General features: G+C 40.6%; 18 protein-coding genes and 1 pseudogene. 5 read left to right on the forward strand and 14 right to left on the reverse strand.

Annotation, left to right across the window (positions count from 1 at the left end):
- Positions 1–224: 224 nt before the first annotated feature.
- From CALPO_RS0101635 to galU, 6 genes are read right to left on the reverse strand one after another with little or no spacing between them, the layout of a single operon-like run.
- The gene (locus tag CALPO_RS0101635) at positions 225–2,456 is read right to left on the reverse strand and encodes an ABC transporter permease (protein WP_026485770.1); all 2,232 of its coding nucleotides are present in this window, start codon (positions 2,454–2,456) and stop codon (positions 225–227) included.
- On the reverse strand, positions 2,456–3,154 hold the full coding sequence (locus CALPO_RS0101640) for an ABC transporter ATP-binding protein (RefSeq protein WP_026485771.1): 699 nt from the start codon (positions 3,152–3,154) through the stop codon (positions 2,456–2,458). Before CALPO_RS0101640 ends, CALPO_RS0101635 begins: the two co-directional genes overlap by 1 nt.
- Positions 3,155–3,184: 30 nt before the next feature.
- Entirely contained in the window at positions 3,185–4,309 is a 1,125-nt protein-coding gene (locus CALPO_RS14565) for an ABC transporter permease (RefSeq protein ID WP_026485772.1), read from the reverse strand.
- 6 nt (positions 4,310–4,315) lie between these two features.
- Positions 4,316–5,038 (reverse strand): ABC transporter ATP-binding protein, encoded by a 723-nt coding sequence (locus CALPO_RS14570; RefSeq protein WP_026485773.1) that lies wholly within the window; start codon positions 5,036–5,038, stop codon positions 4,316–4,318.
- 13 nt (positions 5,039–5,051) lie between these two features.
- Complete coding sequence (locus CALPO_RS0101655) at positions 5,052–5,792, reverse strand: efflux RND transporter periplasmic adaptor subunit (RefSeq protein WP_026485774.1); 741 nt, start codon at positions 5,790–5,792, stop codon at positions 5,052–5,054.
- Positions 5,793–5,795: 3 nt separating this feature from the next.
- Positions 5,796–6,686, reverse strand: a complete 891-nt coding sequence (galU, locus tag CALPO_RS0101660; RefSeq protein WP_026485775.1) for a UTP--glucose-1-phosphate uridylyltransferase GalU — start codon at positions 6,684–6,686, stop codon at positions 5,796–5,798.
- A gap of 179 nt (positions 6,687–6,865) precedes the next feature.
- Between galU and cysK the strand changes: the two genes are divergently transcribed.
- Positions 6,866–7,795 carry a cysteine synthase A gene (cysK, locus tag CALPO_RS0101665; protein WP_035171965.1) on the forward strand — a complete coding sequence of 310 codons (930 nt, stop codon included), beginning with the start codon at positions 6,866–6,868 and terminating at the stop codon, positions 7,793–7,795.
- Positions 7,796–7,870: 75 nt separating this feature from the next.
- The gene (locus CALPO_RS0101670) at positions 7,871–8,458 is read left to right on the forward strand and encodes an HDIG domain-containing metalloprotein (RefSeq protein WP_026485777.1); all 588 of its coding nucleotides are present in this window, start codon (positions 7,871–7,873) and stop codon (positions 8,456–8,458) included.
- A 5-nt stretch (positions 8,459–8,463) separates the two neighbouring features.
- Here the strand turns inward: CALPO_RS0101670 and CALPO_RS0101675 are convergent, their stop codons facing one another.
- From CALPO_RS0101675 to CALPO_RS0101685, 3 genes are read right to left on the reverse strand one after another with little or no spacing between them, the layout of a single operon-like run.
- Entirely contained in the window at positions 8,464–9,192 is a 729-nt protein-coding gene (locus CALPO_RS0101675; protein WP_026485778.1) for a carbon-nitrogen hydrolase family protein, read from the reverse strand.
- Positions 9,193–9,220: 28 nt separating this feature from the next.
- Complete coding sequence (locus CALPO_RS0101680; RefSeq protein ID WP_026485779.1) at positions 9,221–10,903, reverse strand: acyl-CoA dehydratase activase; 1,683 nt, start codon at positions 10,901–10,903, stop codon at positions 9,221–9,223.
- Positions 10,900–12,171 carry a 2-hydroxyacyl-CoA dehydratase subunit D gene (locus tag CALPO_RS0101685; protein WP_026485780.1) on the reverse strand — a complete coding sequence of 424 codons (1,272 nt, stop codon included), beginning with the start codon at positions 12,169–12,171 and terminating at the stop codon, positions 10,900–10,902. Before CALPO_RS0101685 ends, CALPO_RS0101680 begins: the two co-directional genes overlap by 4 nt.
- A 99-nt stretch (positions 12,172–12,270) precedes the next feature.
- On the opposite strand from CALPO_RS0101685, the gene CALPO_RS0101690 reads away from it, so the two are divergent.
- Entirely contained in the window at positions 12,271–13,536 is a 1,266-nt protein-coding gene (locus CALPO_RS0101690; protein WP_026485781.1) for an MFS transporter, read from the forward strand.
- Positions 13,537–13,568: 32 nt separating this feature from the next.
- On the opposite strand, the gene CALPO_RS0101695 is transcribed toward CALPO_RS0101690, so the two are convergent.
- From CALPO_RS0101695 to CALPO_RS13015, 4 genes and pseudogenes are all read right to left on the reverse strand, one after another.
- Positions 13,569–14,021: a VOC family protein gene (locus CALPO_RS0101695; protein ID WP_026485782.1), complete on the reverse strand. Its 453-nt coding sequence runs from the start codon at positions 14,019–14,021 to the stop codon at positions 13,569–13,571.
- A 73-nt stretch (positions 14,022–14,094) separates the two neighbouring features.
- Positions 14,095–15,375, reverse strand: coding sequence for a stalk domain-containing protein (locus tag CALPO_RS14090; RefSeq protein ID WP_051585773.1), 1,281 nt, complete (start codon positions 15,373–15,375; stop codon positions 14,095–14,097).
- Positions 15,376–16,335: 960 nt separating this feature from the next.
- Positions 16,336–16,458, reverse strand: a complete 123-nt coding sequence (locus CALPO_RS15195; protein WP_084295123.1) for a transposase — start codon at positions 16,456–16,458, stop codon at positions 16,336–16,338.
- Between the two features lie 1,186 nt (positions 16,459–17,644).
- A pseudogene (locus CALPO_RS13015) lies at positions 17,645–18,921 on the reverse strand (IS110 family RNA-guided transposase).
- A gap of 115 nt (positions 18,922–19,036) precedes the next feature.
- Here CALPO_RS13015 and CALPO_RS0101720 point away from each other — a divergent pair.
- Together CALPO_RS0101720 and CALPO_RS0101725 are read left to right on the forward strand one after the other, a co-directional pair.
- Complete coding sequence (locus tag CALPO_RS0101720) at positions 19,037–20,080, forward strand: IS30 family transposase (protein ID WP_026485785.1); 1,044 nt, start codon at positions 19,037–19,039, stop codon at positions 20,078–20,080.
- A 139-nt stretch (positions 20,081–20,219) separates the two neighbouring features.
- Positions 20,220–20,552: a hypothetical protein gene (locus tag CALPO_RS0101725; RefSeq protein WP_051585774.1), complete on the forward strand. Its 333-nt coding sequence runs from the start codon at positions 20,220–20,222 to the stop codon at positions 20,550–20,552.
- An 11-nt stretch (positions 20,553–20,563) separates the two neighbouring features.
- On the opposite strand, the gene CALPO_RS0101730 is transcribed toward CALPO_RS0101725, so the two are convergent.
- The gene (locus tag CALPO_RS0101730; protein ID WP_026485787.1) at positions 20,564–21,055 is read right to left on the reverse strand and encodes a GNAT family N-acetyltransferase; all 492 of its coding nucleotides are present in this window, start codon (positions 21,053–21,055) and stop codon (positions 20,564–20,566) included.
- Between the last annotated feature and the right edge of the window lie 70 nt (positions 21,056–21,125).

Genomic DNA, 21,125 nt, shown 5'->3' on the forward strand with positions numbered 1-21,125 from the left:
ATCAGACTGTCATATTAATTTTATATTGAGATTATGCTTGTTCTTGTGTATTAGTGTTAATTTAATTATAATTTCCTGCAAAAACACTTTCAAAGTCCAAATTTACTCAAATTAACCGAATTTTAGTTATTTCTTTTTAACATTACTCACGCTTTCTCATTCTCTCTCCACTTTTCTCTAGTACGTGCTAAAAACGTCTTGATTCCCATACCAAGCAACATTACTTAATCAACCTGTTCTTTGAGAATCTCTGCAGGGGTTATTTTACCAATGCTTCTTCCAGCAAGGTATTTTGTGAGCAAGAAAGTCGCAAAAAGCACCACAAATCCAGTTAAAATAGCAGTGGGTTTTACATCAATCGAAAGCGCAAAGTCAATCTCTTTAGTGGCAGAAAGCATTAGCGAGTTTATGACAAGCTTGGAAAAAGGCACGCCCAAAACAAAACCTACCAAAAACGAAAGATTATTAAATCCCAGGAGCATGTACGATACATCTTTGTCTCTATAGCCGAGAATTTTTAGTATTCCAATCGGCTTTTTATTCTCAGCAACAGCCAGGCTTGAAAGGACGTAAATAATCAAAAGCGCCAACACCGACGCAATCAATACAACCGTGCTGATGGATTTTTCCAGAGCTTTCGCCGAATCTTTAAAGCTCTTCATAATATACTCTTTGTTTTGTACATCGAATAAAAGACTCTCAGGAATGTCAAGGTACCTGTTTGAAAACAATCCCATATAACTTCCCTTTTCAAAACCAAACGCGTTATTAAACTCATCCAAGCCCATATACCCATAATTCCCAACATAAACATTTGCTATTTTCTTAATTTCTAAGACATACTTTTTGCCATTGAATTTGTTAATTAATTCTATGCTATCCCCTTCTTTTGCATTCAGCTTTTGTGCCAAAGACTTTGTCAAAACAAGCCCGTCAAACGTAAGTTTTTGCCCTTTCTCATCGGTTATATTCAAAAACTTACTGTCCTTTTTAACGCCATATATCATCACGCTGAATTTTTGGCCTTTTACTTCAAAAACCTGAAAGTTAAAAGCTTCGGCTGGCAAAGCTTTAAGGTTTATTTCAGGATGAGGGGAGCTGGAATTTAAAATAAACGCGTATTTGTACCTGAAATTCTCTTCGTATGCCTTATTAATGGTATTCATAACAGCGTCCTTCGCGCTCAGGCCGTACAAAAGCAAGGTTGTAGAAAACATAACCCCTAGAGCCAATATAAGCTCGCGGCCAATGTGTAAAAGCCCTGTCTTTAACATTATTCGGTTTTTAAATTCAAAGTTATCAAAAAAATTAATCCGCGGTAACCTATTGTATTTAATCTTCTCGATTCCGTGAAGCATCTCAACGATGCTAAGCTTAAAGAACCTGTTTATTGCCAAATACCCCGATGTCAATATGAAGACAGCAGGTAAAATCACAGCAATGCCCATCTCGTAAACAGGGTATACCGTCTTTACAATGGGCAGGGTAAAATATTCCCTAAAAAAATTGGTAAGCGGAATTGCCTCCAAAAATCCCACGCTTGCGCCTAGGACGCTTCCGACTAACCATATGTAAACCGGAAATCTCATAAACACGCTCAAAATTTCTCTTTTTGTATACCCCAGCGAATAAAGCGTGCCTATCTCGGCGTGCATGGCGTTGATAAGCCTTCTGATGACTATAAAAAGAATTATAGACGAAATAATTACAATAAACAGGCTGAGCGGCAATATAAACTTTTGCACTCCTGATACCTTTAAGTCAGTATATACAATTCTGGGATTTTCATCTCTTAAAACAAAGCCCAAAACATTCCACCTGCTATTTATATCTCTTTTAAAGGCATCCACGTCTGCAGGAAGTTTTTTGACCATGTAATAATGATAAGAAGGCTTTGGAATAAACTCCTTTAAGTCATCCAGATTCATCACGGCGATTCCAAAATGCTCGGGATCATTTAAAAAATCCTGTTCGTTCTTGATTATGTAGGTATAGTCTGGAAGATAGAAAAAGCCGCTTATCCTAAAAACCCTGCCTCCGATTAAGATTTTATCCCCTACCTTATAGCCCTGTTTCCCGGCAAAATTGGGATCAATCAATATTTCGCCTTTTGATGGCAGCCTCCCTTTTTCCACAAAGGGAATATTGATGTGCTTTGACGGCGAGAATATCCTCAATGTCTTGCCATCTTCTTCCCAATCATACGACAATCTCTCCTCCATCTCGACGCCGTATTTACTTTTCAAATAATCTCTATCCACCTGTTGCAATGTTATAAAATGCCCATCTTCCTGGTTGTAATGCTTAATGTAATAATCGTAGTTTTCCCTTATATTTCTCATAGAAACGGCGAAGAGCGCGTATGTCATTGAAGCTATTGCGACGAGGATTATAATGCCCAAGAACTGCGATTTATTTCTCAATATAGTCCTTTTGGGAATTCTGTTTAAAACCATCACCATACCACCTCTTTTGCCGAGATCTTTCCTGGATTTTGAGCAAATTCAACCAATTTGCCACTTCTAAGCCTCAGGGTGGCGTGGGCCATGCGGGAAATCGCGAGATTGTGGGTGATGATCAGAATGGTGGTATTAAACTCTTCATTGATCTTCTCCAAAAGACTTAATACCAGTTTAGCACTATCATAATCAAGGGCACCTGTAGGCTCGTCACAAAGTATCACAGAGGGTTTTTTAACAATAGCCCTCGCTATGGCAACCCTCTGCTGCTGCCCACCTGAAAGCTCAAAAGGAAATTTGTTTTTTTCTGATTCCACGTCCACCATCTTTAAGATCTGGTCAACATCCAAAGGATTCGAACTTAAGACAGCACTGGCAAGGACATTTTCGTACACAGTAAGGCCATTTACGAGGTTGTAAAACTGGAATACAAAGCCCACCTTCTGGCGGCGGTATTGGGTGAGCTCCTTTTGACTCATCCTTGTAACCTCTTTTCCATCCACAAACACGCTTCCCTCTTGAGCTACATCAATCCCACCGAGTATGTTAAAAAGCGTCGTCTTGCCAGAACCAGATGGACCGATAACTGTATAAATTTTGCCCTTCTCAAGCTCAAAACTCACTCCATCTAAGGCTCGTATCTCATTTCCTCCTGCCTTGTAGACTTTAGTGAGGTTTTCCACCTTTATAAACATGCTCACCATCTCCTAAAATTTGAATATATATTAATCCAGTCTCTTTCTGAACCTCAGTACCGCAGCAGTTAAAAGGATTATTCCCATGGCAACAATTGCATAAATCTGCGGCATAAGTATGGAAGCATGTACCCCTTTTATGATTATTCCCCTTAATATCACCAGAAAATATGTCAATGGGAATATATCACTTATAGCTCTTACTACCATAGGCATCTGCTCGCGGGGAAATATAAAACCCGACAATATAATGGTAGGCAGCAAAGTCAAGAAAGCTCCTTGCATAGCCTGGGTTTGGGTTTTTGCAACCGTGGATATCAATATGCCTATTGCCAGGGAACAGATCACAAAGGCAAATCCTAAAGTGAGAAGCAGATACACATTGCCATTAATAGGGACATGAAACCAGTACACGCTCAACGCCAGCACCATTAAAAAATCTGTATACCCTATGACCACATAAGGTATAAGTTTCCCTATCATCAACTCAGCGGATTTCACAGGTGTGAAGATAAGCTGTTCCATGGTCCCCCTCTCTTTTTCCCTGACCAGAGCAAAAGCTGTAAAGATAACTGTTATATTTTGAATAACCAGGCCCAGCAAACCAGGTATTGTAAAGTTCAAGGTGTTCAATTCAGGATTGTACTCCACTTTGGTCCTCAAATCTATACCAGATGATACAAAATGCAGTCCTCTTTTAAACAGGTCTCCCCTTACCTTATTATTGAAAAAGGATTGAGCCACCATAACCCCGCTGGATAAAGCCGTCCGCGCTGTGGTAGGATCCGAGCCATCTATTTTCAAAAGCACGGGTATTGTTTTTTCTTTGTACATTGAAAAATCAGGAGGTATGACCAAAGCAGCGCGAACTTTTCCTCTGTCAAGTAGGAGGTTTAGTTCTTCCATGCTGTCCACGAAATAATCAGGGTCAAAGTAAAGGGAATTTTTGTACGCCTTTATGAAATCCCTGCTCTGTTGCGTTTTGCTCTGGTCTAAAACAGCCATAGGTATGTGTTCCACCTCTGTCGCTACAGCGTACGCAAAAAGCAGCAACATGACCAGAGGCATAACCAGCGATATGATGAGGCTGGGTCTATCTCTTTTTATCTGGATAAACTCTTTCTTCATAATAGCGTAAAGCCTATGCACGTCCATACCACATCATCCCTTCACAAATTTCACAAAAACATCTTCAAGGCTATTTAATTTATTTGAACTCTTTATTTCAGCAGGGGTACCAAAAGCCATAAGCCTTCCATCAAGCATGAATGCCACGTAGTCGCATATCTCAGCTTCATCCATGTAATGGGTCGTAACCAAAACCGATAACCCTTTCAAGGACAAGTTTTTGATAATATTCCAGAACATCCTCCGGGAAAGGGGATCCACTCCTGATGTGGGCTCATCCAGTATAAGAAGTTTTGGGCTATGGAGCAGGGCGCACCCCAGAGCGAGGCGTTGTTTCCACCCTCCAGATAGCGTTGATACCAACTGCTTCTCTCTGCCTTTTAAGTCCGCCATCTCAATAATTTCCTTTTCCTTTTCAGCCATTTCTCTTTTGCCAAGCCCATAAATACTGGAATAAAAATCCAAATTTTCTTTTACAGTAAGATCTTCGTAAAGGCTGAACTTTTGAGACATGTACCCAATGGATTTTTTTATTTTTTCCGCATCTTTTTCAATATCGTAGCCTATTACGGATCCACCTCCTGACGTGGGCCTTATAATGCCACATATCATTCTTATGGTAGTGGATTTTCCAGAACCGTTAGGCCCTAAAAGTCCAAAAATTTTGCCCGTCGGTACTTTTATAGAGAGGTTATCCACGGCCACGATATTGCCAAAACGCTTTGTGAGATTTTCCAGCTCGATTACGTACTCCACTTTAACACCTCTCTCAAATCCTGACATCAGCGAGCATACCCGGCTTTAGATCTTTGATGTGATCCATAATCTGTACCTTTACCTCGTGGACCACATCTTCTTTTGATGATCGTGTAACGGCATTTTTAGGGGTAAATTCCCCTTCAGGAGAAATAAAAATAACTTTGCCTGTCACATAGCCTTTCAAGAAGTCCACTTTCACGTAAACCTTTTCATTTAGCGAAACTTTATAAAGTTCCTTTTCAGGCACGTATATTTTGACCCATAGATCCCCGAGGTCCGACAGCTGCGCTACGATTCCTCCCGACGCAACTACTTCTCCTCTATTTAAATATACGCCTGTTATAGTGCCGTCCATCGGAGCCGTTATAATGCCCTTTTCCACCGCTAAATTTGCAAGAGAGTACGCTGCCTGAGCCTGTTCCAAATTGAGTTTTGCTGCATCTAACTCTGCTCCATTTGTATTTTTTACCCTATCATACTTCAATTGCGCTATGTCCAATGCCGCCTTTGCAGCCTTTGCCTGCTCTTGATACTGCTTCACATCCAGTTGAGCAATTTTCTCGCCTTTTTTCACCTCATCGCCTTCTTTGACGTAAACATCCGTTATACGCCCGGCAATTTCAGACTGTATATTTACTTCAGTGGCCTCAATTGTCCCCGTGTAAATACGATTGCTCTGTTTTTCACCAGAACATGCGGAAAAAATTAATACGCTAAATATTAAAAGCAGGCCCAAATAAAAACGCTTCAAACCTCAATCTCCTCCCTTTCTTTTCTTAGCAATAGACTCTGCTATTTGAAGGATATAGTCCTCAAACTGATCTTTTAAATCCCCCCTCTTAAGGGCGAATTCTACTGTAGCCTTTAAAAAGCCTAATTTATCGCCTATATCGTACCTTTTTCCCTCAAAGTTGTACGCGTAAATACTCTCGTACCTCAACAATTCTTTCAGCGCATCTGTAAGCTGTATTTCCCCTCCAGCGCCTGGCTTTAAATTCTCCAGTATATCAAATATCCTCGGCGTTATTATGTATCTGCCCAATATGGCCATGCGGGAAGGGGCTGTTTCTTTTTTAGGCTTTTCCACCAGGTCTTTAACCTTAAAAAGGTTTTTTTCTACACGCTGGCAATCCACTATGCCGTATTTGCTCACATCTTCATAAGGCACCTCCTGGACTCCGATAATAGAACAGCGGTATTTTTCATACTGTTCTATCATCTGCTTTAAAACAGGCTTTTTAGAATCGACCACATCATCTCCTAACAGCACAGCAAAAGGCTCGTTGCCCACAAAAGCTCGGGCGCAGTATACAGCATGGCCTAAACCCTTGGCTTCTTTTTGCCTTATGTAATGTATATTCACCATGTTGGTTATATCTTCTATGAGGTTTAAAAGTTCCTCCTGCCCCTTCTTTTTAAGCTCCAATTCTAGCTCCACTGATTTATCAAAATGGTCTTCAATGGATCTCTTGTTTCTACCTGTGATTATAAGGATGTCTTCAACTCCAGAACTAATCGCTTCCTCCACGATGTACTGTATAGTGGGTTTGTCTACTATGGGCAACATTTCTTTGGGTTGCGCCTTTGTAGCTGGCAGAAATCTGGTTCCCAATCCTGCCGCAGGTATTATCGCCTTTTTAATCAACGCCTTCTCCTCCTTTACCCTTTTTGCTTTAGTTTTCTCATATATTATACCATACACACAGGTGTCCCACTGGCAAATAGCATCAAAAAACTATTGACAAATCTTTTTTATAAGTTTAAAATGTGTATAAACATACTGATTTACTTGGATTTAAAAATATATACTTGGAGGTAATTACAATGAATATTGCGAAAAACCTAACGGATCTTATAGGAAATACACCCCTTTTGGAGCTCTCTAATTATAACAGGGCAAATCAACTGGAAGCAAGGCTTATAGCCAAGCTGGAGTACTTTAATCCTTTGTCCAGCGTAAAAGATAGGATTGGATACGCTATGATCAAGGACGCAGAGGAAAAAGGGCTTATAAACAAAGACACTGTTATAATCGAACCCACCAGCGGTAATACGGGAATAGCGCTGGCATTTGTGGCAGCCGCAAAAGGCTACAGGCTTATACTCACAATGCCTGATACCATGAGCATTGAAAGAAGGAATCTGCTCAAAGCTCTGGGAGCCGAGCTGGTCTTAACCCCTGGCATTGAGGGAATGAAAGGAGCTGTAAAAAAGGCAGAAGAACTGGCAGCACAGACGCCTAACTCATTTATCCCTCAGCAATTTAAAAATCCCGCAAACCCCGAAATACACAGAAAAACCACCGCAGAAGAGATCTGGCGGGATACCGACGGACAGGTAGATATATTCGTAGCTGGCGTTGGTACAGGTGGAACTATAACAGGGGTAGGAGAAGTGTTAAAGCAAAAAAAACCTGATGTCAAAATCGTAGCTGTAGAGCCTTTTGATTCGCCGGTTTTGTCGGGCGGCAAGCCCGGGCCTCATAAAATACAGGGCATAGGGGCCGGATTTGTCCCCGATGTGTTAAACAGGAGTGTCATTGATGAGGTCTTTAAAGTCAAGAACGAAGAGGCCTTTGAGACCTCCAGAAAATTGGCAAAACTGGAGGGCCTTATTGTTGGCATTTCCTCAGGAGCAGCGGCTTTTGCCGCAACGCAAATAGCAAAGAGGCCAGAAAACAAAGGGAAGACGATCGTTGCCCTGTTGCCAGATACAGGTGAAAGATACCTGTCCACACCTCTGTTCCAAGAGTAAATAAGGTTTGGGAATATAAGCGCAAGCTTATTTCCCCAAACCTCTTTTTAAAATAACAGCAAGGGTGATGAAAGAATGAGTAATGGAGAAATAACCAGAGAATCAGCATTTGCGCTATTAAAAGAGTACACAAAAAGCGAAAGCCTTATCAAACACGCTCTGGCGGTGGAAGCTGTTATGAAACACTTCGCGCGGCTGTTCAACCTCGACGAAAACGACGTAACAAAATGGGGTATAATCGGCCTATTGCACGATATCGACTATGAGATGTACCCACAACAGCATTGCAAAAAAGTAAGAGAAATATTGACGCGCTATGGATACCCCGAGGAGTATATAAGGGCTATAGAAAGCCATGGCTACAATATCGTCAACGATGTAAAACCTATACACAAAATGGAAAAAGTGCTTTACACGGTAGACGAATTGACAGGATTTATCACAGCCGTGGCCATCTTAAGGCCAAGCAAAAGTCTATCTGATCTCAGTGTAAAATCTGTAAAAAAGAAATGGAAGCAAAAAAGCTTCGCCAGTGGCGTAAACCGCAACGTGATAGAAGAAGGCGCAAAAATGCTGGAAATGGAATTAGATTACATAATCGAGCAGACCATCATAGGAATGCAGCAAGTGGCAGACGAAATCGGCCTAAGTGGAAAAGCGTAGCGATATTAATACGCTTCTCCTACCGGAGTAGTCAAAAGGCATTCTTCGATTTCCCCTGCCGATACCACCACACACCCCTCAGGATCCACTATAAGGCTGTTGCCCAAGCTCACCATCCCTATGTGGCTGCCCACCGCATTAGCCAGAAAAACATAGATTTTATTCTCTACTGCCCTGGCAATGGGTATAGCGCGATTTTTATCTACCTTCCACCTGGCTTCTTGCAGCTTATAATAGTGGGCCGATATTATATACAGTATATCCACCCCTTGTTCTCTAAGGTGCCTTATTAACATAGGGTCATTCTGATCCCTGCATATGATCACCCCTATCCTGTGGCCCGCAAATTCAAAGTACAAACTCTCGGAACCCGGTACAAAGTACTTCTCTTCAACCTCGGTGAGATGGATTTTATCGTAGCTAAACTTACGGCCATCAGGTAAAATCACCGAGGCCCTATTTATAAACTTGCCGCCGTGGCGATATCCATGCCCAACGATGGCGCCCACTCCAAGCTCTTTGCTTTTCATCCCGATGCCACCTAGTGCTTCATCTACTTTAGCGTTTAAATCCCCATTTCCCACGTACGATGGATTGTAACCTGTAAGAAACATCTCAGGAAAACCTAAAAGACAGATGCCTTCTCCTGCGGCTCTTTCCATGTACCTATAGACCTTTGCCAAATTATACTCTATTTTATCTCCTATGGACAGCTGAGCTACCCCGAATTTCAACTCGCTTTCTCTCTCCTTTCTTTAAAAATTATTCCTGTAATGCTAAAATAGCTGCACCCAATGCCCCTACTATTTGCGGCTCCTCAGGGACATACACTTTTTCCCCTATTTTCTGCTCTATAGCCTCTACCACCCCTCTATTTTTTGCCACTCCACCTGTCATCATGTAAGCGCCTTTACGGCCTACTCTGTCAAGCAGGCCAATAGCTTTGGCGGCTACTGAATTGTGCAGCCCCTTTACTATATCCGCTCTCTTTTTATTCTGCGCAATAAGGGACACAACCTCTGACTCCGCGAAAACCGTGCATATGCTTGTGATGTTTATCTCCTCTGTCGCCTTCTGGGCTTCCTCTCCCATCCTTTCCAGCGGGATTTCCAGGGCCCTCGCCATCACTTCTAAAAAACGCCCTGTTCCCGCCGAGCACCTGTCATTCATCACAAAATCCACCACATTGCCGTCGTCATCCAATCTTATTACCTTGCTGTCCTGTCCGCCTATATCTATAATAGTTCTTACGCCGTTGTTTAAAAAATAGGCCCCCTTGCCGTGGCAGGTTATCTCGGTCACCTGCTTATCGGCAAATGGGATGTTTATGCGCCCATAGCCGGTAGATACGACAAATGAAACATCATTCCGCCTAATTCCGGCCTTTTCAATAGCCTGTGAAAAAGCCCTGTCGGCGCTTTCCACTATGGATGCACCAGTGGGTACAACGCTATATGACAGGATGTTATAATCCTCATCCAGTATAACCACGTCGGTGGATAAGGACCCGCTGTCTACACCAGCTACTATTTTCTTTTCAGACTTACGCATATGCTTTCTGGTTCCGTTTTTTTCCTTTAATGATTCAACAAAAGCGCTCACCCTGGTCATCAACTGTCCCTCACTGTCTCTGGTAAAATCGGTCTCTATTTTCAGTATAGGAAAATGACAATTGTCTTTTATATAAGAATACTCATATGAATAAAACTCGCAGAACTTTATAGTGTGGTACACAATGCCGTCTACATTTGCCATTATATCCTCCAACATGTCCCGCCTTGTATCAATATCCGCCATGCGCATACATGGAATAGAGCGCATAAGGCATTTCGCGTACCATTCTATCATCTCCTGCTCTCCTGCCGATCTATCAAAAAGCGGCACATATTCTAGCAAATCCCCAGTACACGTATAATTTAACACCTCATCTGCCCCTGCCTTTTTAATCAAATCGATGAGGTAAGAACTGCATCTGGCACCCATTATAGCCAGGCTTGTACCTTTGCGCGCTTTAGGTTTATTGGCCTGTGTGGCAATCTGCTCTGTCCACATATATTTTTTAAAATCCTGGACGTTAAACTCTTTGCCATAGAAACCTGCAAAAGCCTGTACCAATTTTTTTATTTCACCGGCATACACATCCACAGCCTGTTCCCCGCCTTTTCTGGGCAAATCCAGCATGTACACCATCATGTCTTTTTTCGCATTTTTCAGGACATCGTACAACCGCCTCGCGCTGTCACAGCAGTTTACAAGGATTATGCCATCGTATCCGCCCCTGAATACCTCTGAAAGCACCCCTTTCACATATGTACACATATTTGGGTGCATAAGGGCTTCCGCCACTTCATTATCAACACGCACCGGTTCTATGCGCCTACAATCAACGCCCATGTTTTCCAAAAGCTTCACAGGCGTATATTTACATATGTATCCTACGGTCATAAGCACCCCTCCCGCTTACCTATCATCTCTAAAAATGCTTCTAGTCTGGTGTTTACTTGCCCTTCATGATGGTTGCGCCGATCTGCCCCATCTCCATCCAGGGCGAGAAACGGTATGCCCCTTTCATCCAGCACCTGCTTTAACAGCATCATTCCCCCCACCGACTGCTTGCATCCCCACTGACAGAAGTGTATTACACCGTCGGGTTGTAACCTGTCGATTATATTCATTATGCTGTCTATCTTCCTCTGATAAGGCCCATTGCCGTGGTTGAGGATCATTTTTCTGGCCAGCGCCCTGTACGGGTTATCGCAGTCCATCTCCTCCAGATAATCAAAGTTCAAGTCAAGGCCTAAGATTTCGTATTCTCGGCTGTAATTAAAATACCGCTTTAACCCATAGGGGTAAAAAGGCACAATGTGCACCCAAAATACCCTCTTAGCCTTACTATCGGGAAAGCTTTGCATCTCATCCGTCAGCATCTCGTAAAATCTCAAGGTTTGCTGGGTTCCCATAAACGTATGGGTCACAAATAACATATACATCTCCAGCGTCAGAGTGGTAGGATGACATTTATACCTTAGGGCATCTATATACCTATTCATATAGGCGTGAGTCTTATTTTCCCTCTTTATCACCTCTTTTAGCTTATCCTCATCCATCTTTTTGCCCGTGGCCTGCTCCAGCATCTTCACCATCTCCCTGAGCTGCCCTTCTAAATAACTGACGCTCTGGGAGCTGTACTCAAACGGCACATCGATAGAGTACATGGGCACATGGTGATACCACGAAAGGTACCTGAACGTGCTTATATTGGCATCACACAACATGGACGACGTAATCATAAACTTAGGCTTGGGCAAGAGGTCGGTTAAAGCCGCTCCTATAAATCCCTTATGGTAGCTACAAAGGGTATCAGATATTCCAGACCGTTGGGCATAGTCTATGTAGATATCTTCGCATTGAAAACCCACGAGAAAAGACGAAAAGGCCTCTATACACAGAGGATATATATCCATGGCATGAAGTATTTCGGTAGGGGCAAACAGGTTGACCCATGCCGACTGATCACTATGTACCAGCGGATTTAATATAAACTCCACGCCTATTTTATTCAGGTAATTTAAGGATTTGGGCACATGTTTGTCCCCAAATAGGGAAAAAAAGATCTGTTCTGCCCTCAGTCCCAATACCATGAGCTTTCTGATCTTCTCGGGATTATTTGTGCTTTTCTTTATCCACCTCATATAAGTATCTACTAAATTCATTACGACGTCACTCCTACATGCTAAAATCATTTTCTATTGACTTACAAGTGGCGTAATAATATACTATTGCTCAGTGTAATTGTTATGAGGAGGTAACTTATGTTTAAAGATATATACTCTCGCTTTAAATCTATAAACAGCAACGCAAGGATAACCATCGCAGTGGGCCCTCTCATCAACATACCCATTAGTATGTTTACAACATACGCCACTATATATATGTCTAGACTTGGTTTAACCGCCGAACAAATAGGGATTATATCTTCTATAAACCTTCTGGCCCAGCTCATAAACTCCTTTTACGCTGGTATACTGACAAACAAGCTGGGTAGAAAAATCACCATAACCATATTTGACACCATTGCATGGGCCTTAGCGTGCCTGGCATGGGCTTTTTCCCGAAGTTTTGTTACATTTCTACTGGCGGCGCTACTGAATTCCTTTGTAAAGGTAGCTGAGATAGCGTGGAGATGCATATTGGTTGACGATTCCAGTCCTCAAGAGAGAATTACCATATGGTCTTTTCAAAACATCGTCTTCGCCATAGGAGGTTTGTTTGTGCCATTGGGAGGAATCCTCGTATCTCGCTACGGAGTGGTATCCGCTACCAGGGCGTTGTACATTATGAGCTTTGTGGTGATATTCACCGCTATCTTAATAAGATATGCATACCTTACCGAAACCTCCATAGGTGTAATGATGATGCAAAATAGCAAAAACAGCAGCCATAAAGAGGTCTTAAAGGACGTATACGATGCGATAAAATACATACTTACCCATCCGGAAAACCTCATGCTGCTTTCCATCGTGGTGCTAAACAACTTTCAGTTTATCCTAAAAAATACATATAACAACCTCTACCTAATTTCACAACTTAAGATAAGCGATAGGATGGTATCCATATTTCCAGCTATAGGCACGATAATGACCATGACCGCCTTGTTCGCAATTATACCTAAAATGAGAATAGGCGGTGAAAAAGGAGCACTGCTTATCGGGCTGGTGCTTACGTCCTTAAGCAATCTTTTATTGGTGCTATCTCCCCCTAGGCATATTGGCATGTTGACGTTGACCACACTTATAAGCGCTATAGGCTTTGCGATAATGGGCCCTAACTTAGAGACGTGCTGGGCTAACTCCATCGACGATAAAAAGCGAGCAAATGTAATATCCTATTCGTCTATATTCATCACTGCCATAAGTATACCTGCTGGCGCCATAGGTGGCTATATCTATACGTTAGAGCCGATAATGCTTTTTATACTGATATTCGCGCTCTCCTTGCTTGCCTGTGCAATCGGATGGGTGATCATGCGAGCAGACAAAAAAGCGGCAGGTAATCGCCTTCGCAGGCTTTCCACGTAATAGGTGCGCCAAAGCGGCGCACCTATTACTTATCAGTCGTTTTCCAGTAGCTCTACTATAACCTTGAGCTTATCCTCGGCATCTATGTAGGCATATCGCCCTCCGGTGTACTCACCCTTTTGGACCAGTGGCATGCCGTTAGCCTCCAACGCCGCCACAGTGTCCTTCATACCCTTTATCTGAAATGCGATGTGATGTACTCCTTCCCCATGTTTATCTAAAAATTCCCTCCATGTACTGGGTTCGCTGTCGGGCTCTATAAGTTCTATGTCTAAAGATCCCATCTTGAAGAATATAAGCTTCGCCCTGGCCTTTGTGGAGCTGCCTTTATACTCAGTCTTTGCAACATCCACCGTGTCGGTTATCACCGTTGAAGTAGGCTTTATCCCAAATACCTTTTCGTACATCTTAGCCGTCTTTTCCGCATCGTGTACAACTATGCCTATCTGGGTCACAACATTACTGCCTATCATTTTTTCTTCCATATACATTCTCCTCTCATTTAAATATTTTATAATTTCGCCAAAGGCCATCTTGTTGATATAATGCTTAAGAGCACTAATATATGAAAACAGTGGATCCTTTTTTTACATAATCATAAAACCATTTACTTTCTTGTAAAGGCAATCTTATACAGCCATGGGAAGCTCTTTTTAATAATGTAGGATCAATAATTCTATCGTTTTTATCTAAAAGAACCGAATGAAAAAGATACAATGATCCATAAAAGCTTACCCAATACTTTACTTTACTTTTATACTGAGGAAAGTACATCTCCTTGCCCCTGTTGCCAATTTTGAACGTTCCCCTTATAGTGGGAGAGGAATTTTTGCCCGTAGCACAGGGAATGGATTTGTAAAGCCGCCATTTGCCTTTTGTCCCCATGAAAACATATGTATACTGCCTGCTTATATCAACCCACACAAAATAAGGCGTCTCGCTAGTAAACCCCTTGATATTTACGTATCTTTCTAACTCATCTTTTGTTAACAGGTTTTTGTTGGTGGGGGGATCAGGAGGTATAATCAAGTTGACTCCATAAGTCCAACCGACTATTGACGACGAAAGAGATTTCACATTATACCAGACACCAGATCTGTCCTGAATAACCTCCACTTTTTCCCCTTTTTTTAAAGCACCTATCCGGTAACGGGTGTTGTTATATTTATACAGAGGGGCATCTCTTTTTAGTGTCGCTATGACATACGATGGCTTTACAAGAGCGTCAAGATCCCTAACCGGCGGTTTAGGTGGGTTAACTGGTGGCTTGGGTTGATTCTCTGGAGTTTCCGAAAATAATTTATTTAGTGTTTCAATAAAATTATTGTCTTTACCTTCAAAAATATTTTCATCTCCAATAGCTATTAGACCCTTTTCATTCCAGGAGACCTTTTTACCCAGTGCTTCTGCAACAGCCCTTACCGGTACCATTGTAATACCTTGAAATATCTCTGGCGGTATATACAATTGCACCTTATTGTCATTTACTATCATAGTGCTATCGTTGGCTTTCATAATGACCTTGCAATTACCAAACTCCAGTGTTATGGTCCCTGTCATGTTATCATAAATTACCTTAGCGCCTAGGTTCTCTGCAATAAATCTCAATGGAAGCATGACCCTGTTATTTTTTATGAAAGGTTTTATAACGCCCTTTGAATCTATCTTGGTCTTTGTGCCTTTAACAAAAGCATCGGGACTATCAATATGCAATAATATAACACCTTGTATAGCAGATTTTATATTGTCAGGGACCGTTGTTGCCGAAAACGCCGGGTGAACAATTGTTGACAACATTGCTACAACCGTTAAAATAACTAAAGCAACTTTAAACCTCAACTAAATTCCCCCTTGCATTATTATGAATGGTAGTACACTTATTCTTCATTAGGTATCTCCAAAGACCGCATCTTTTGGTTTACATCCCAATCTCCTATTTTATTAATTTCAAATACGTTCAACTATTTCCGCATAACCCAACCCTCTAAAATAACCGCCTATTGATACATATTATACCATAATTTACGTTCATGATGATACACGTTTACGCCTTTTTATTCAGTAGAGCATCAGTTTTATATGGATTGTTTTTCCTGTATATATCATATTAAAAACGGTTAATATAATAGCAGACGGGTACGTAACGGTTGAGCCAAGACTTACAGTCATTCTGTATGGTCGGATAGACCATCATTATAGGTAATAAGTTATCTATAATGGTATCAAGGTAAACCGTTACGTGCTCGTCTTTTATTTTATAATCTATATTCCGGGCGCATCTTTTAGCAAACTTCTCCATCTACCATGTACAGTAACAACCTGTACTATATTCATGACTATTCAGCAACTGATCACCAAACTCCAATATCTTAGGCTGAGTATCCGTCATAAGTATGAATTTAGTACCATAATATTCTGATATTTTTTGCAAAGTAGCACTAACAAGAGGCATATACTTTTCTGGTACTGCCTGCACTTCATCCAATATTACGATACTACCTGCTAGCTTTTTAAATTTTTTAAAGCACTGTTTCTGTCTGTGAATATCGATTGAAATAGCTGTACAAATGTGGTTAAGATCACATCTCCTTCCCATGCCTCCATCTCAAGTAGGGCTTTGCTTACCGACATAATTTCGTCAACTTTGATGACTGCTGCCCGTATCCGCAAACACTTTGTTATAATTAATACCAGTAATTTGAAACAGCAAAACCAAAGTGATGCAGATACGAAAAGGTGTACATGTTCGAATTGAATGGATAGATTCAGTATTTCTACCTCCATGCGTCCACGCTTTTCTTAAAACAACCGTTCAAGCTCCTTTGCAATATCATCTTTCAGTGTTTTCATTCTGTATTTTGGTATCCACACAAAATGATAATTGATATTGTAATAAGAGTATCTCGTCTTAATCCTATCCATAGCTTAATTGTAGCAAAAATAAAAAAACGCTGCTTTTATGCCATATCCTAAAGAAGATGGGTCTTCCCGCAGCAATTATATAATTTTCGGTTAAATACATATATATTAAAAATATAGAAATTAATCCCTTCCAATTTTACATCGTCTTCATTTTACTAAATCAGTAAACACGTCACCAAAACCGTATACGTCTATCTTTCCGTCATTATTTGTATCTCTTCTGCCTCTCTTAAAATTTACATTGACAAAGTGAAGTCATTATAATATCCTAACGACGAAAACATATGTTATTTTTGGAACATAAAAATTTTATGAAGCCAAAGAAAGGAAGCGGTAAAAATTAACTCAAGTAAGACTTTTTATTTAATAGTCATATTTTTTATAAGCGTATTTGTATATTTTTTAATCCATAAATTCTTCCCTAATTTCTCTTTGTTATATACTTTTATTATCATTTTAGTACTAAATGTATTAATATGGACTGTAAAAAACAAGTAAAAAACATGAGTTATAAACGAAAGGTTAATTGTAAAATTAAATGCGACACCAAAAAATAGTTGAACCATAGCATGAAACCCGATATGATGTTGGTTGGTAAAAAAACTAACACATATGGAGGGTTTCAGCTATGGTTCTTACTCAAGAGTATACCACATCACCTCCCTCTATTATCTTTCATTTTCTCACGATATCTTCGTTTTTCTTCGATTTTCTCATTGCAATAATAGCACCTCATGGTTGGTGTTGTTATTTTTTACTTATATTACCTTTATAACTATGACTTTAATAAACTTATGTAAGTTAATTCCATATTATGGCAGGATAGCTCCACTTCTCTCATGGGGTTTACCCTCCCATCTCTCACAGGATCTTTGTCCTTAATTCCTTCGTTCTACCTTCCATGAGGTGGATGTCAGTTATGCTCGTACACAGGGTCTCTGCCCTTATGGAGAAATCTTACCTGACAACTCCCGCTCTTGTTCTCAATGTTAAATTCTACTTAGTTCATAATCGCCTTACGAAACCCAATTTCACTATTATCCTTTGCACCGCTTAATTGTCCTAACCATCGCAGAACGCGAGGCTGTCAAGGGTCGGCTTGCGAAGTGAGCAAAGCAAAACCGAGATGTTAATCCTTGCCCAAGACTTCGAGCGGATGCGATGCATAATCGCAAATGCGGTGCTTTTATGCAACTTCCTGTAATGATGGCCTTTTTATGTCTTTTAACATTTTTTCAGGATCGTACTTTATTCCTTTTTTTAATATCGCAAAGAATATCCTTATTAACTTGCAGCATAACACTATCAATGACTGTTTCTTTTTTAGAGGGTTTCCTTTTCTTGTCGTATAATATTCATGTAGTATCCGAAATTCCTGATTCTTAGCTACTATTGGCACTATTACCTTATATAATATGCTCCTTAAGCGCCTACGCCCCCTCTTACTTATTGTTGTTTCCCCTTCATGCTCTCCGGAACTGTTCTCTACCAGATTTAATCCCCCTAATTTCTGTATCTGTCTTGGATGTTCATAATTTTTTATGTCGCCTACTTCAGAAATAAACGCCGCTACTGTATTTATTCCTACACCTTTAATCTCCAATATCTCCCGGGCCCCAGGTACTTTCATTGCAAGCTCTTCCATTTTCTCCTCAATTTCTTCTTTTTGTTTCGTAATTATATCATATCGCTCAAGTAGATACCTTATTTCATATTCTGCTATCTTTATGCCTTGCCTTTTGCCTATACTCTCTTCTGCAGCTTTTACAAGACTTATTGCCTTTTTCTTACCAACTGCACTATATACTTCACTTCTCCAGCAAGATACTATGCCTTCAACGCCTTTTTCAATTATCTTTTCTGGTGTTGGAAATTCTTTATTAATGCTGCTTTCCCTTCCCAGTCTGCAAATACTGTATTAAATTCTGGAAAGTATATATCAAGCCATCTTATAACTTGGTTTTTTATCATGATTAAATCTTTATTTAATCTTTCATGTATATCTACTGCAATTCTTAATTCTGCGTATATGCCTTCGGGTATATTAGGTTCTACATATCTTCCATCTTTGACGAGCATTGCTATTGTTTTTGGATCTTTTCGGTCATTTTTTGTAGGCGAATTATCATCCAGTTCTTTGCTCTTTTTTACATGGTATGGATTTACCAATACCAATTTTATACCATTGTCTTTAAGATATTGAGCAAAGCATAACCAATAATGGCCTGTGGGCTCCATACCGACCATCAATTGGTCTTTCTCATTTGCTTCTTTCAAATTTGTAGCCCATTCAAGGAATTTTTCCATTCCTCTCCTGTCGTTTTCGAATTCTATATGCTTGCCATATTCTACACCTCTAAAATCAAATGCCCTGGCATGGTGTGTTTTCTTTGCGATATCAACACCTATTATTAAAGTTTTTTCATTCACTTGTAATATCTTTTCATTTTGTGTATACTTCATTTTAGATACCTCCTGTAGTTAGGTGTCATTTTTATCAGTGTTCGAACACTTGACACCTAAAATTATATCAGGGGGTATTTATTTTTTCAAAGTTCGGTTTAGCCCATTTTAGCTCATTTTAAATCATTACAGGAATGCTCGTACTTTTAAACACCTTACACCTTATGAAAGAGGTAAAATTTGTGCTCTTTTAAAAGAAGGGTTCTCACCATCTCAAATCGCTAAAAAACTTGGCCGCCATCGCAGCACCATTTACCGCGAAATAAAACGTGGCACCACAACTCAACGCCGCACAGATCTAACTACATATGAAGCATACTTCCCTGAAACCGGCCAGGCGGTATATGAGAAGAACCGCTCTTTCTGTGGCCGAAAAAGTAAGATCCTCCAAGTTGAATCCTTCCTCCAATATGCTGAGCAAAAGATACTTCAAGACAAATGGTCCCCTGATGCTGTTGTAGGAGCTGCTCGCCGAGAAAAACTCTTTGACCCTTCGTCCATGGTTTGCACCAAAACCCTATACAACTACATCGACCGCTGCTTGCTTAAAGTCCGCAATATAGACCTTTTCATAAAAACCAGACGTAAACCGAAGAAGAATTCTTTGAGAAAACACAAGCGCCTTTTCGGCAAGAGTATTAGCGAGCGGCCTGATAGCATTGAAAAGCGTGAGGAGTTCGGCCATTGGGAAATCGACACTGTTCTTGGAAGACTCTCTAATGACCATGTTCTGCTGACCCTAACAGAAAGGAAAACTCGTTATCATCTGCTCCTCCCATTGGCAAGCAAAACTGTTGAGGCAGTGGATGAAGCGTTAAAGCGGCTAAAAAGCCAGTATGGTCTTATGTTTTCTCGGGTGTTTAAGAGCATCACTGCGGATAACGGTAGTGAGTTTGCCAATTTAAACGTCCATGGGATTGATATTTACTATGCTCACCCCTATTCCGCCTGGGAACGAGCCACTAATGAGCGGCACAATGGTCTAGTCAGGCGGTTGATTCCTAAGGGAACAGCTATCAGTGAATTGTCGCTTTCACAAATTGAGCGGGCGCAGAATTGGTGTAATACCTTGCCAAGAAAAATCCTTGGTTACCGCCAGCCAGCAGAGCTCTTTTTCAGGGAAATAGAACTGCTAACTTCTGAGTTTCAAAATTCATGATTTCGAAATCCAACATCATTCGGGTTTCCAAAAAATGTGTCGCATTTAATATTGCAATTTAAGAGTTCATTTAATTCACACAATTCCTTTGATTGAATACAAATATATTGCATATATAAATACAGGCCAGGTGATATATATGGCCCGCAATACCTCAAAGGCAAAAGGCGCAAATTGCGGAGATAAAAAAAGCATCTTTAAAAAAATCGCAGAGTTTATCGGATTAAGACATACCCAGCAAGACGTAATCAATTTGAACCTTTACGGCCTTAATATCACGATTTCTAGAAAACTGGATATAGACGTTCCCCATGAAGTTACAGTGGTTGTACCTAGGGTGGAAATAAGGGAAAAAATCGCAGATAAAAACAACCCTCAACGAGAAAGAGAAATAATTTTTAATAGTATCACCGTAGTACATGCTCCCAGGCATTCTTCAGCGCAAAATTCCCCATCTGACATACATCGATAGCCAAATTACAATCACAGCATTATCTGCATGTAGACCACATCTATCCACTGATCAAACTTATAACCAACTTCTTTGCACACACCTACAACTTTAAACCCGAATTTTTTGTGAAGGTTGATGCTTTCCACATTCTGCGATGAGATAACGCTCACAATAGTATGATAACCTAACTCTTTTGACGCATCGATAAGCGCCTTCATCAACTTGCTCCCTATACCCATCCCCCTATAATTATCTCTGACGTATATAGAGTTTTCCACCGTGTACCTGTACGCATACCTATCTCTAAACCGGCTTATGCTCGCCCACCCCACCACATATCCATCCATTTCGGCTACGTAAATAGGGTACTTATCGTCATGGGATAAAAACCACTCTACCCTATCTTCAAAAGTCTTGGGTTCCACGTCAAATGTGGCCACAGAGGATAATATGGATTCATTGTAAATTTCCATTATAGCAGGAACGTCATCCAATACCGCCCTTCTAATTACTACGTCCATCTACTACCTTCTCCTTTAAAGATACTTCACACACATTATTATAACATAAGCATAATATATGGTATATAAT

Source organism: Caldanaerobius polysaccharolyticus DSM 13641, assembly GCF_000427425.1.
Classification (GTDB): domain Bacteria; phylum Bacillota; class Thermoanaerobacteria; order Thermoanaerobacterales; family Caldanaerobiaceae; genus Caldanaerobius; species Caldanaerobius polysaccharolyticus.